The sequence below is a fragment of the Flavobacterium sp. IMCC34852 genome (genome assembly GCF_030643905.1).
GTDB lineage: Bacteria > Bacteroidota > Bacteroidia > Flavobacteriales > Flavobacteriaceae > Flavobacterium > Flavobacterium rivulicola.
Genome location: NZ_CP121446.1, coordinates 690,289 through 703,810 on the forward strand (window position 1 = coordinate 690,289; position 13,522 = coordinate 703,810).

10 protein-coding genes are annotated in these 13,522 nt (G+C 33.8%); 1 reads left to right on the forward strand and 9 read right to left on the reverse strand.

Features of this window, described 5'->3' with window-relative positions; genetic code table 11:
• Nucleotides 1-246: 246 nt before the first annotated feature.
• The gene (locus tag P7V56_RS03130; protein ID WP_171221130.1) at nucleotides 247-771 is read right to left on the reverse strand and encodes a nuclear transport factor 2 family protein; all 525 of its coding nucleotides are present in this window, start codon (nucleotides 769-771) and stop codon (nucleotides 247-249) included.
• Nucleotides 772-880: 109 nt separating this feature from the next.
• Here P7V56_RS03130 and P7V56_RS03135 point away from each other — a divergent pair, with 109 nt between their 5' ends.
• Entirely contained in the window at nucleotides 881-2,476 is a 1,596-nt protein-coding gene (locus P7V56_RS03135) for a L,D-transpeptidase family protein (protein WP_240976555.1), read from the forward strand.
• Nucleotides 2,477-2,647: 171 nt separating this feature from the next.
• Here the strand turns inward: P7V56_RS03135 and P7V56_RS03140 are convergent, their stop codons facing one another.
• The 8 genes from P7V56_RS03140 to P7V56_RS03175 form a co-directional block, all read right to left on the reverse strand.
• Complete coding sequence (locus P7V56_RS03140) at nucleotides 2,648-3,985, reverse strand: ammonium transporter (RefSeq protein WP_171221129.1); 1,338 nt, start codon at nucleotides 3,983-3,985, stop codon at nucleotides 2,648-2,650.
• Between the two features lie 431 nt (nucleotides 3,986-4,416).
• Nucleotides 4,417-5,361: a hypothetical protein gene (locus tag P7V56_RS03145; RefSeq protein ID WP_171221128.1), complete on the reverse strand. Its 945-nt coding sequence runs from the start codon at nucleotides 5,359-5,361 to the stop codon at nucleotides 4,417-4,419.
• Between the two features lie 454 nt (nucleotides 5,362-5,815).
• Nucleotides 5,816-6,766 carry an HNH endonuclease gene (locus P7V56_RS03150; RefSeq protein WP_171221127.1) on the reverse strand — a complete coding sequence of 317 codons (951 nt, stop codon included), beginning with the start codon at nucleotides 6,764-6,766 and terminating at the stop codon, nucleotides 5,816-5,818.
• 29 nt (nucleotides 6,767-6,795) lie between these two features.
• A complete protein-coding gene (locus P7V56_RS03155; RefSeq protein WP_171221126.1) occupies nucleotides 6,796-7,770 on the reverse strand; it encodes a protein NO VEIN domain-containing protein in 975 nt (324 codons plus the stop codon).
• Nucleotides 7,745-9,742, reverse strand: coding sequence for a DEAD/DEAH box helicase (locus P7V56_RS03160; protein ID WP_171221125.1), 1,998 nt, complete (start codon nucleotides 9,740-9,742; stop codon nucleotides 7,745-7,747). Before P7V56_RS03160 ends, P7V56_RS03155 begins: the two co-directional genes overlap by 26 nt.
• Nucleotides 9,742-11,178, reverse strand: coding sequence for a hypothetical protein (locus P7V56_RS03165; RefSeq protein WP_171221124.1), 1,437 nt, complete (start codon nucleotides 11,176-11,178; stop codon nucleotides 9,742-9,744). Before P7V56_RS03165 ends, P7V56_RS03160 begins: the two co-directional genes overlap by 1 nt.
• Before the next feature lie 3 nt (nucleotides 11,179-11,181).
• Nucleotides 11,182-12,900 (reverse strand): DNA cytosine methyltransferase, encoded by a 1,719-nt coding sequence (locus P7V56_RS03170; protein ID WP_205959304.1) that lies wholly within the window; start codon nucleotides 12,898-12,900, stop codon nucleotides 11,182-11,184.
• 113 nt (nucleotides 12,901-13,013) lie between these two features.
• Nucleotides 13,014-13,259 (reverse strand): hypothetical protein, encoded by a 246-nt coding sequence (locus P7V56_RS03175; RefSeq protein WP_171221123.1) that lies wholly within the window; start codon nucleotides 13,257-13,259, stop codon nucleotides 13,014-13,016.
• Between the last annotated feature and the right edge of the window lie 263 nt (nucleotides 13,260-13,522).

Here is a 13,522-nt window from a genome sequence, read left to right on the forward strand (position 1 = left end):
CAAAAACAAAACTAACATGGTATTAGTATAGGTTGATGCCTTTGGCTTGGTTTGCAAGCTGATTTTTTAAACTGGAGCAAACAGGGCTAAGTAGGAGGCTAAAAAAACTAACAGGACCATGGTTAGCATAGCCACGGCTCCAAAAAGCATGTTGATTTTTTTATTGATGTCCATAGTCATAGATTTGGGGTTCTTGTTCTCATGTACGAGAAAAGAATGGCTATGGATTTGGAAAAGAGGAAAAGTTTATTCCTTTTTGTCTTTTAACGTAGTGATTAGTTCGTCTTCGATAGGTGCTTTGACTTCAATGACTTCGTCAATATTGTCGTTAGGGATTGTCATCGAAAGGACATAGTGTTTTATTTTCCACTTTCCTTTGACTAAAACCATCACACCCGAACCGCGACAGATTTTCATTTGGGTATCGAGTAATTCATCAAACCAAGCGACTTTTTTATCACTGCTGAAGTAAATATGTCTCTCTAAAGAGGTAAAGTTCCAAGCCTTTCCTTTGTCGAAATAAGGTTTGGCAAAAGCTTGAAAAGCGGTTTTATCCCAATGTTCGGTCGCATCAGTTCCTATAAAAATAGAATCGTCGGTCATTGCGTCGAAGTAGTTTTTAAAGTTGGCTTCGGCAGCGTCTTTGTGCCAAGCATCGAGCGTTTTGTTGATTTGTTCTTTAGGGTCAACTACCGGAGTTTTGGCTTTGACTTGAGCGGTTATAATGGTAGTTGTGATTAATGCTATCAATAGGAATACTGTTTTTTTCATGATATTATGTTGTTTAGTGGTTGTTTTTTTAGTGAAGTAAATATAATACTTGCCGTTAGTTTTAAGCCATTAGTTTTTGTATTTTTATGAAAATAATTTCAAAGTTGGTATGAGAAACAAGCAATGGTTTGGAGGAATTCTTTTGATAATGGTCTTGGGCTTCTCCTTGACCGGTTGGTATTGTGCCAAAAAAGAAGACACAAAAAAAGGGTCAACAACTGCTCTGAATAGTAAGTTTCGTTCGGAAGATATTGCTTTGTCGTTTGACAGTACTCAAGTTGCGACTTTTTATGCCAAATATCCGAAGTTGGTTTTGTACCAAAAACAAGCGGTTGATTTGTATCGAAAAAACCAATACAATTACCTTTGGTATGACAAAAAAGGGCGAAAAGAAACCGCCGAGGTCATCTACAACAAATTGAACAATTTGTTTGAGGATGGTCTTTTGGCCAAAGTTCCTTACAAAGAAATATTGGACGGCATGTTTCAAAAAACAGCTTCCAAACCTAACCTTGAGGTTGAGTTGTTTTTGACCAATTACTATTTCTATTACACCAATAAAGTGCTGCAAGGGATTGACAGCACTAAGACCGAAGAATTAGGTTGGTACTTACCGAGAAAGAAATTGTCTTACGGGCAATACCTCGATTCTATTTTGATTGACCCTAAACTCATCGACAACAAAGAACAATTAATCGGACAGTACTACAAGCTTAAAGCGGTTTTGCAAAAATACCGTGAGATTGAAAAAAGCGGTGGTTGGGAAGCGATTTTGGTACCGACTGATTTCAAGCAGCTTAAACCGGGGGATAGTTCGCAGTTGGTGACACAAATTAGAAAGCGATTGTTTTTGACCAATGACATAGCGTCGGATTCGAAAAGCAATATATATGATGAGTCGTTGCAAGAAGCCGTTTTGAGGTACAAAAAGCGCAATGGTTTTTCGGAAGATAAAAACATCACCACTAAACATATCGATGAAATGAACGTGCCGATTAGTGACCGCATCAAAACCATTATGGTGAATATGGAGCGCTGTCGTTGGATATCGACTGATTTGACCAAGGCTAAGGAGTTTATTGTGGTTAACATTCCGTCTTATCGACTAACTTATTTTAAAGAAGGGAAAGCCGCCTTGATTTCTAATGTGGTGGTGGGAACGGCTCTCAATGAAACGGTGATTTTTAGTGGAATGATGAGTTATATTGTATTCAGTCCGTATTGGAATGTGCCGAAAAGTATCCGCGACAAAGAAATCCTTCCGGCGATTAAAAAGAATAAAAACTATTTGGCCAAACACAACATGGAGTGGAAAGGCAGCATGATTCGTCAGAAACCGGGGCCGAACAATTCGCTGGGCTTGGTAAAGTTTTTATTCCCAAATTCTAATAATATTTATTTGCATGATACGCCTTCAAAGAGTTTATTCAGTCAGGAGAAAAGAGCGTTTAGTCATGGTTGTATTCGGGTGGAAAAGCCTAAGGAGTTGGCCAAATTGATATTACAAGACGACCCGAATTGGACCCCCGAAAAGATAGAGGCTGCCATGAACGGAGGCAAGGAAAAATGGTATACTTTGAAGAATAAAATACCGGTTTATATTGGGTATTTTACCGCTTGGGTGGACGATGAAGGAACGATTAATTTCCATAAAGACATTTACGACCGAGATAATGCTTTGGCGAATTTGTTGTTGGAGGAATAAGGGATTAGGGAAAAGTAAAAAGGGATAAGAGAAAAGCCCTTCGACAGGCTCAGGGTGACAGCTTGCGTTTGTATTGTTTTTAGTTTTTACAGAAGATTTACTTTATTCAACAAAAACCAATTGATTATACTGTTGTCAACCTAAGCTTGTCGAAGGGCTTCTGAAGTTTGTTTAAAAAGCCTCGCCGTGTTGGGATAAGTCTAAGCCCATATTTTCTGATTCTTCTGAAACGCGTATTGGGATGATGATATTGGTTAGTTTGAACAACAAATAAGCACCACCAAAGGTAAATACCGAAACCAAAACCAAAGCCAACATGTGATGCCCGAAGATGTTCCAGCCGCCGTATAACAAGCTTGCGTTTTCTCCTTTGGCAAAGATGGCCGTTAGGATCATTCCCATAATGCCGCCTACGCCGTGACAAGCGAATACGTCTAAAGTGTCGTCTATTTGTTTTAACTTTTTCCAGTAGACCATTTTGTTGGAGACTATGGCGCCGATGAAACCGAAGAAAATACTTTGCGGAATGGTTACATAACCTGCCGAAGGTGTAATGACTACCAATCCAACCACAGCGCCGATACAAGCACCGAGGGCTGATACTTTACGTCCGTTCATTCGATCAAAGAATACCCACGATAACATAGCGGAAGCCGAACAAATTGTGGTAGTGGCAAAAGCCATGGCCGCTGTAGCATTAGCCGCCAAAGCCGAACCGGCATTAAAGCCGAACCAACCGAACCACAGCATTCCTGTGCCTAATAAGACAAACGGAATGTTGGTGGGAATGTGCTCGCTGTTTTTTCTTTTGCCTAAAACTAAAACACCAGCCAAAGCTGCAAAACCCGCACTCATGTGAACGACTGTTCCACCTGCAAAGTCCTTTACGCCGAAAAAGCTTCCCAAGAGACCGTTTGGGTGCCAAATCATGTGGCATAAAGGCGTATAGATACAAAGGGTAAACAAACAAATAAAGAGCAAAAAGGAGATGAAACGGATGCGTTCCGCGAGGGCGCCGGTGATGATGGCCGGTGTTATGACAGCAAATTTCATTTGGAACAAAGCAAACAAAATAAAAGGTATCGAAGAAGCCATGGTTTTGTGCGGGTGCATTTCGACATAGCTAAAGAAAGCAAAATCAAATGGGTTGCCAATGATGCCATAGTGAACGCCGTTGATGGTTGGGCCAATCGGGGCGCCAAAAGAAAGCGAAAAACCAACCGTAACCCAAAGCAAACTGATTACACCCAAACAGATAAAACTTTTGAGCATGGTGGAAATGACATTCTTTTTCCCGACCATACCGCCGTAAAAAAATGCTAAGCCAGGCGTCATTAATAAAACCAAACAAGAAGCGGTAAGTAACCAAGCCACATCGGCAAAGCTGATGGTGTCAACGGCATTGAATGCGTCGTTGTTTTCGGCTAGTTTTTCGGGCCAAAATAAGCCTGAGATGGCGACTAAAGTAATGATGAGAAAAGAAACTATCCAACGTTTTTCGATTTTCATAAATAACAATTTTTATAACTACCCCTAAATTTACATAGGCAAAGTTATAAATAATTACGAATTATGAATTACAAATTACAAAATTGAGGGGGTGTAAATTAATTTTTGTGTAAATTTTAATGAAATTGAATTGTTTTTGAGGATTTGGAAAATAACCACTTTGTTTTTGAGAAAAGCATAAGTTAGGTTATAAAACAAAAGCCACAAACCCCTTTTGTTGCATTCATAGAGCAGTCGTCAGTTCGAGTTCGCCTGCAAGGCGAGTATCGAGAACCGTTGTTAAGTGTAAGGGTTCTCGATACATTTTGTTTCGCCACTTTGAGTCGCTAGATTAATCGGGATTATCCGGAAGCGCAACAAAACACTCGAACTGACGACCTTTTGATAGGCTACATTTATTGCAAAGCTAAAAACACTCGAACTGACGGTTCTTACTTTTTCAGTGTGGCTTTTTGTAATTCTTTTAAATCACTTGATTTGAAATTGGTGGCTGAGCCGGTATAGGCTGAGTAAATGATTTCCCCGGTTTGGGAGTTGGTTACCGTTACAAATTTCTCGGTGGGTGTTTTGATGAATAGTAAGTAATAGAACGGCGTGGCGTTGGTTAGGATTTTATCGTTGAGTTCTGCTGTGGGCAAGACTTTATAGGCTTGGGTAAAGTCGTCGAAGATTTCTTTGTCGGTGTACTTTTTGCTTTCGTCGTCGGCGTTTTTGGGGAACTTAATCATCACATAATCGGGGATGAATAGTGTTGCCGAAGCCAGTTTTTGTAGCTCACCAGTGTTGGCGATTTCGGTTTTCGCGGCACACTCGGTTCCTTTTTCTAATAAAGTACAAAGCTGTTGTATATAATTGCTCAACACCCCGGTACCCCAGTTTTTGAAATGACCGGCCGCATCATAGTCCATTTTGTATAAAGCGCTTGGGTTGTTTTGGGCGAAGAAATCGGCGAAGAGTTCTACGGTAGCCACTACGATTTTATCTTGCTGATTGAAGTGCCGGCGTTTTTTGGGGTCGTAGGTGTATTTGCCGTTGGTGGTCCAAAGCTCTAAATAAATGCGGGTTTCGGTGGATGCCAAGGCGCTGTTGGAAGTCGTCATATTGGCCCCGATGGTTACGAAGCTATTGTTGGGTGCGATGTTTTTTTCTACCTCGGTGTATTTGATGCATTCGACTTTACCGAGTGTCCAAGCTTTTTTAATAGCCGCCACATACCCCGCTGCCGCAGGCGAAGCCGGATCTTTCATAGCGAAGTAAGTAGTGCCTTGTTTGATTTTGGTTACTTCGGCGGTATTGGTGAGGGTGATTTGGGAGAAGCTGAATAGAGGGAATAGGCTGACTAGGATGAAACTGAAAAATGAGTTTTTTGATTTCATAGGGTAAGGGATTGGTTTAGTGAGGTAAAGTTAGTAGAAAAGATAATATAGGTTGTGACAAAAATGAAATGAAAAATAAAATTGACACGCTTATTGTGTCAAAAAATAATTTGAAAACAAAATTGACACTGATTTGTGTGAAAAAGGAATTTGAAAACAAAATTCACACCGTACCGTGTGAAAAAGTAATTTGAAAAACGAATTCACACCGATTCGTGTGAAAAAATAGTTTTAAAACAAAATACACACAGCATATAAAGGATAATAGTATTAACTAAGGATGTAGGTCCCGTTTGCGGTGTAGGATTGACTGTTTTAGGGAAGAATTGGAACACAGATGACACGGATGGGACTGATTGTCAGGGATTTTTGGTGGGTTGGATAGTTTGGGGGATTGGATTGTAAATCCGCGTTAACGGATGAAGTAGGTATTTAATACTTGCTGTTGGTAAATTTAAGTTTTGTTACCAATTCTAATCCAATGGTTTTTTAAAGCTTCAAGAGAAGGGTTTATTTGACGAGTTTTAATTTCAATATTTTCTCCTTGTTCTAAATAATCAAGGAGCCACTTCTTATTTTCAAACTTATTTCTAATTAGAATTACTTTATAATTATTATCTAAAGTAAAAAAACCTTTTTCAAATGCTTTGTCGTGCATTAAGCAAAGACATAATCCATTATCGGTATTACCTCTTAAATCTTTATTGTCAGCCCATCTCGTAATATGCCCACTAATTAAAAATCCTTTGCCCTCAACATTACATCCTGGGTAACAACATTTATAATTAAAATTGCTTTTGACATTTTCTGAAAACTCTTGGTGACCTATTCTTTGTTCTAATTCTTTAACAACAACATCTGTTTTTGCTGTATTTTTTATTGTTTTCCTAACTTCTAATAATTCATCTGAAATTTTAGAAGCTAAAAAACTATCAAATTCAGAGAAATAAGCTCCATTCAAACATTGAAGCTTGTCTCTTTGTATGACATAAAATAATCTCTTTTTTTGAGCCTTTGATAGCTTTTTATTTTCTAAAAAATAATTTCTTAATTCTTGATTATAATTTGTGAAAAAGTCATTTAATGGAATAATTGGATTTAACTCTTCAAAATCAGAAAGATCTACTTTGTAAAATTCATCTGTATAACTCCAAATATGATTTTTACTTGAAGTGAATTTTGTCAAATAACCATCAGTAGCAGCAATTGAGTATCCAACAAAATATTTAATCCCATTATTTTCTTTAATATGGAATATTAAATCACCTTTAGTTACATCATTAACTAAGTTCCAAAAAGGCCAATTAGCACCATCAGCTTTTTTGGTTGGCGCCCAAACACTTTCTTTAAAGTTCCAACCTTTATCGAATATTGTGTTATTTGCACGGAGTTCTAACCAAATCATAAATTAAACTTATTAGGTTTTAACAATACTTATATGTTAAAATTAGCTGTAATTTTCAGTTTATCAGTTTCTTTAGTCCATTTATCACTGTCAAGGATATTAGTAAATGGGTTCTGAATCATGACTGGTATATAGTTTTTATCATTTATTGAATCTCTATTTACCAAATAAATCCAGTAATTCTCATGCTTATATTTAGCAACTTGAAATTCGTTTCTTGACCAGTAAAAATATGGTGTTTTCCCTTGATATGATTTTACCTCAATGAATCTATTATATTCTGTATCATAATGATTATTAAATGAAGCAATATCGTAGCCTTCATTAGCAACATATTCTGCAATCCAATTAACTTCTTTGTTGTTTAATCGCTTTTTTTCAAAGTTTAGCACATATAATTCAGCCTCTTCTCCATAGATTTGTTGTTGTTGCATTTGTTTTTCCAGTGCATCAACTCCTATTTTTCTTTTCCTTATTTCAGGTAAAACAGTTTTATCAAATAATTTTTTATATCTATTGTTTACGATATAAGTATTTAATTCTAAAGTTGGATGTCTTTGGATAATTTCAAAATCTAAGAGAAGCTGTTTAAAACTTGAGAATTTAAATCCAAATGCTGAATTACTTATTTGAAGAGACTTGTATATAATGTCATAATTGAGATGTTCGGAATTAAAAATATTAAATAATTCTTCATCATTTTTTAGAGTTAAAAAGAGAAATTCATTGAATTTATCAATCATTTGCTTATGGCTATTTAATGAGTCTAAAATTTTATCATTAACGCTAACAAAATCATTTTTTAAAATCAAAATTTCAATATGTAATGCTAAAGGAATACAACCATCGAAAATGGAACGATTATCAAACATTTTGTTATATGTCAGTTGACGTATATCATTAATTTTCCAATCAAAATTATTACTCTTTTTTATTGTATCAAGTAAGTAATAATAATATGATGGTGTTCCAAGATTATTATATTTTCTTAGATCTTTCAGCATAATTTTTTAGCAAGTCAACTATAATGTCGGTTTCATCGTTATTATCAATTCTAGAGAATAGAGGGATTTCATCATCTATAATTTTTTCCATTCGTTTGACTTTTTCATTAAGTCTATTATTAATTACCGTGTCAATAGAGTTCTTGGAGACTATGTAGTAGTAATTAGTAATTGTATTTTCGGGTAAGCCCACACGATGAATTCTATCTTTAGATTGAATGAAATTTGAAGCATTATAATCACGCTCAAGGTAGATTGCATTATGACACCCTTTGTGTAATGATATTGATTCAGCTACTGAAAATGGGTTGGCAATAATTACTGAAAAATCAAAATTTGTTGAGTCATTAAATAGTTTTATGGTTGTTTCTCTTTCTTCTTGAGGGATTTCTCCAATTAGAAGTTTACTTTTAATTTCATTCTTAATTAAAAATGACTGCAACTCTTTTGCGTTTTGTATAAAAATAGTCCAAATTATCACTTTACCATTTTTTGGAAATATTTCATTTTTAATGATTTTGAAGATTTCGGTAAATTTTACTGGAATTTCAAATTTTGAATAGTTGCATATTTTATTGAAGAACTCTGAGTCATCAATAAATTCATCACTTAATGTTAAAAATTGAATGTTTGGGTCGGCGTCCCATTCTTCATTTCCTTGTTCAAGTGAATTTTTTAGTGTTTTTGCTAAAAGTGATGGATTGGTTGAAGCTTGTCTGAGTCTTATTAATTTGGCTCTGTTAAGCACATCTTTAACACTTCCTGAAGGATTATTTCTTAAAGACGGAAGATATTCATCTTCTATAAAATTATAAATTTCTTGTTGATATGATTCCATATCAACATAAACTATCTTTTCATTTATTTTAGGAAGATTTAAATCTTTCTTTTTTATTCGAATAAAAAAAGGAGAAATGTTTTCTTTAAGTATATTTACTCTATCACTATCTGGTTCATTATTTAAAGTTAAATCTTGTAAATTTTGATAATGATACCCTAATATTTCTTTATATTTAAATGGATAGATAAACTTGTATAGATTGTAAATGTCCTCATATCCATTGGGTAAAGGAGTACCAGTTAAAATCACTCTTGCAGTTGCTTCTTTAGAAATTTCAGTAACACTTGAACCCCATATTCTATTAGGGTTTTTAATTCGATGGGCTTCATCAACCACTACCATTGTTTTATGCTTTTTCAAGAAATCAATAATTTCATTTTGAAACGAACTTACCCCGCCATGAAAAATTAATCCTACTTCAGCCGGATTGGATGAATAAAAGTATTCTAATTTTTCCTTTTTAGAAATGTTTATATCACCCGATAATCTTTGAGAATTAATTTTTTTTCCGAAGCACTCAGCATATTCATTTTCCCAAGGAGCAAATGAAGATATTGGACCTATGACAATTAATCTGTCGACGTGTTTTGGGTCATTTTTTGGTAAGCTTTTTAAATAAGCATAAGCACCGTAAACGATTGAAGTTTTGCCAGCACCAGGGACTGCAAAATTGCATGCGTTTTGAGAAAAAGCTAAATGAAAAGCAGATAGTAATTGAAGTGGATATAGCGTTCTTTTTAGTTCTTCTTGTAATATTTTCTGGAAATTATCAAATTCACTAACTAATTCAGGATGTTTTTTAAACTCATCATTTCTTATAGAATATGCTTTCAGTGAAAAGTTTTCAAAATTTAATTCTTCTCTATGAAAATTCTGGATATCATCTTCTATGTTTCGAGAGTAATCAAATTCAAAATCATATTTTTGGAATAAATCTTGAATCTCTTGAAGAGTACTAATTTGATCTTCTAATCTGAAAGGAATTAAAATTGATTCTTCTTTATCAATATAACCTAACCTTTTTAAAGATATTAAAATTCTTTTATTATTGCGTATATCTTGTATTTCTCCAGAGATATTAAAATATTCTGAACCATTATTAGAAGTTATATCAATGCTTAATTTTATCACTATAGATTTTTATGAATTTGATATCCCAAACTTTGGATGGTTTTTGTTAATAATTTAGCTCCCTCTTTTTCTTGTTCAGGAATCTTCTCTGTGTCAATTTCTTCCAATAATTTTACAATGTGAGATAATAATCTTTTTGGAGATTTTTTTTGGAGAGTATTATTAACTAAGTCAGCCAACTTTTCTGTAAGTGCCAAAGAGTCTGGTTTTGAGAAATTTTTACTATTAATATTAATTGACTCTAGACTGTCAATTGCTTTGTTTAAAAGCTTAACCGGCTCATCTTGTGATTGTTTATTCCTTAATTTCTGATAATGAATATCAACATTCTCATCAATTAAGTCACCAATATTATTTTTAAGATTAGTGTCACGACTGTTTAAATGAGCTTCTAAATTATTAATATTAAAATCTATTTGTTCTTCTTTGAAGCTTGAAATTATCTTTTCATGGTTACTTAAGAAACTTGACCAAATTTCACGAGTACCAAAAAAATGATTTTGTTTTTGACCTTGAGCAAGATACCTAAATTTCTCATTTTTAAATTTCATTCGGATTAAATCAAAAGCAACCGACTTCAATTCATCTACATCGCTATTTTTATAACCATCAAATGCTTTTGCAGAAGTCTCACCATAAAATGTATTCAACCAATTTGTCAAACCTCTGAATTGCTCTTCTCTTTCATCTAATGCAGTATATATACCATTATAATCTTGATATTCTAAATACTCATCCATTAGATTCATGACTTGAAGACTATACTCAATGTCATTTGCACTATTTATGTTTTTATAATTTCCAATCCAATTATAAATTAAATCAATAGCTTTTTTGTCAACTCTAACTCCTTTTTTTTTGTCTCCTTCGTTAGGATAATTACTTTCACTTAATTGTTGGTATAGGCGTTGAATTTTTAAATAAATTTCAATTGGATTATAATCCAACTTTCTTTCCTCGCCTAATTGATACTTAGTTTCAAATTTTTCAATTTCAATAGGATTTCCGGCATATTCAACAGGAAGTATAACTGCTTTAAAATAATCAATTTCGTCAATCTTATTCAACAGCATAGCTCTTCTATTGCCATCAATAATGATTCCGTCCTTTGTTATAATTCCAACTTTTTCTTGTTTAAGTTTTTTTAAACTCTCAAGAGTCTCTTTATTTTTTGAAGGTTTTGAGTCCCATAATAATTTTTCTATTAATTCTTTACCTTCAGTAGATTCTGCATCAATTAATTGACGTTGGTTTTCATATGATTTTGTTCGACTTAAAATTCTACCATTATATTTATTATATACCAAGAATCTTAAAGGTATTTCATAAACATCCATTGGCTCTAATCTATCTTTCCAAGGAATTTCAATTTTTCCAATTGGCTTATCGGTTTTTTCGATATCTTGGATTTTTAATATTCTTGTCTCTCTATTCATAATCTAATTAGAATTTGCTGTTGAAGAAATTTTATTTATCGCATATAAAGCGAAAAGTTGCTTGGTAGGTATGATTTTTTTGCTTTCAAAAACAATAGTTCCGTTTTGGATAAACTGAGGCTCTTCGATATCAATTTTGTCAATGATTCGTTTTACTTCATCCACTAATTCAGTGGGTTCCAGAATTGTGTTATTTGATTTTTGAACTTCATACATTTCTTGAAGTTGAGTAGCATTGCCAATCTTTTCTGAAAAGCCATTATTAATAATTTTAATAAACAGTTTTCCCGATGGGTATTTAGAAATAATTGACTCTAAAGTTTTATAATATCCATCTTCTATGTGTTGTATAGGGAAGCCTTTACCGGTTCCATATTGTATGGAAGTTAGCCATTTTCCAGTTGCCTTTCCGCCTTTTTCAATATCATAGTTTGATAGTGTAACGGTTAGATTTCCCTCTTTAATAGGGTGTCTTCTAAATCGGGACCCTTTATTTTTAATAGGAGGATTGTTAAATGTTTTTAAAGAATAATTATTTAGGTTTAGTACCCCTTTTAAATTTGGTTCTGTTGCTACTTGTAATTCATCTTCATGTTTTATTTTTAATTCATCAAGTACTATCTTGGCAAAAGCTCTACTCACAGAACAACAAACAGCGTTTCCAACTAACCTCCATTTATTATTTTCGCCTCCTATAAATTGATAAGTTATTGGGAATCCCATGATGATAGCAGCTTCTCTAACGGTTGGAAGTCTGAATTCTCCATCGCCTTTTCTTTTTACTTCTGATTTATAGATTATGGACTCTCTTGAATTGGCAATCTTAGTAGCTGTAATTGTTCGGCTGGGTTTGTTTTCGTTTTCTGGGAATGACATTTTACCCATGAATGGGTGGTTTGTTTTCCAATATTTAGAAAATTTCCATTCAATTTCATAAACGCCTGTATCATAAAAATGGTCTGTAATTTTATCTTTCTCTATTTCAATTTTATATTGAATATCTTTAATTTTAGCAGTACTCTTTTTTTCAAAAGGAGAAGGAAAATTTCCTTTTATTAAGCTAATGGAATTATAAAGAGGCAAACTTAATTGAGATTCTTTTTGTTGATGCGTTGGCTTAGGAATAACAAGTTTTTTCTTTTTTATTATTTCACCAGAGATAACTCTTTTTCTGGATTGTATTGAACCATAATCTGCTGAATTGATTATTGTAGTGTTGTCATATAAATCAATAGCTACATTATTAGCTCCAATTTTGTGTTTTTTCGCCCATTCCTCTAACCCTAAATCTTTGAAAGTGTATGTTGTTTGTAAATATCTTTTTGAATTGACCACATTTTCCATAAACCAAGCTTTCAATGTAGAATTTGGCTGATGTTTTTTCACTGCAACTACTCTTAAAAAAGTTTCTGTTAAATCTACCCCTAGAGATTTGTCTGCCGTTCCTGATTTATTAGAACTTGAAAAACTTACACAAGGAGGGCTGCCAATAATAACATCTGTATTAGGAAGGTTATCAATTTCTTCAATAGAGGTTTTAAAATCTAAGATATTTTTTACCTCACATTCTAGATTGAAATTATGATTGAATGTATCAACAGCGGGTTTCCAATAGTCGTAACCATATTTGATTTCAAAGCCCATTTGTCTGAAACCTTCAGAAAATCCGCCTGCACCGCAAAAGAAATCGATTACTGTTAAGTTGTCTGATTTATTGTTCAAGGTAATTAAAATTTGATTTTCAACAAATATAAATTATTAATCAATAGGTAAGAGATCACATCTGAATTTAAAAATAGTAAAAATCAAATTTAAAAAAGAAATTTGGGACTGTTTTACGGATTTACGTAAAAATAATTCTCCAAAGCCCTTCTAAACAATTCCGTATCCAATTTCAAAAGTTCTTCTTTCACATTCCATCCCTCAATGTATTCCTCATCTTCTTTACAGATTTCTTGACCGTTTAGTTTTCGAGTTAAGATATCGCTAAGTAGGACGTCATCGCAGCTGTCATAAAGTGGATAATGTTTTTCGATGAAGTCCCAATATTCAAATCCTGAGTTGTTTTTTTGTTCTTGCATAGCTTTGTTTTTGATTACTAATTTAAGAAAATGAGGTGATTTATAAGTCTACAATTATTAGCACAAGTAGTATAATTTATGAACAATGGTTTTGCCTATAGGAATGACAACGCGAAGGCTTCTCGATAAATTTCATATCGTTCGCGAACGATTAGAAACACTCGAAGTGACGGCTGCCCTTCGACTGCGCTCAGGGTGACAAAATGTGCAAAACAAAAAACCCCAACGGCTCCGTCAGGGTTTCTATATTATTAAAATTATCT

Excerpts from the sequence above, each read along its gene's own strand:
- P7V56_RS03155 (WP_171221126.1), bottom strand. The coding sequence starts at position 7,770 with ATGCTGAAAGATCTAAGAAAATATAATAATCTTGGAACACCATCATAT.
- P7V56_RS03150 (WP_171221127.1), bottom strand. The coding sequence starts at position 6,766 with ATGATTTGGTTAGAACTCCGTGCAAATAACACAATATTCGATAAAGGT.
- P7V56_RS03130 (WP_171221130.1), bottom strand. The coding sequence starts at position 771 with ATGAAAAAAACAGTATTCCTATTGATAGCATTAATCACAACTACCATT.
- P7V56_RS03145 (WP_171221128.1), bottom strand. The coding sequence starts at position 5,361 with ATGAAATCAAAAAACTCATTTTTCAGTTTCATCCTAGTCAGCCTATTC.
- P7V56_RS03135 (WP_240976555.1), top strand. The coding sequence starts at position 881 with ATGAGAAACAAGCAATGGTTTGGAGGAATTCTTTTGATAATGGTCTTG.
- P7V56_RS03175 (WP_171221123.1), bottom strand. The coding sequence starts at position 13,259 with ATGCAAGAACAAAAAAACAACTCAGGATTTGAATATTGGGACTTCATC.
- P7V56_RS03140 (WP_171221129.1), bottom strand. The coding sequence starts at position 3,985 with ATGAAAATCGAAAAACGTTGGATAGTTTCTTTTCTCATCATTACTTTA.
- P7V56_RS03165 (WP_171221124.1), bottom strand. The coding sequence starts at position 11,178 with ATGAATAGAGAGACAAGAATATTAAAAATCCAAGATATCGAAAAAACC.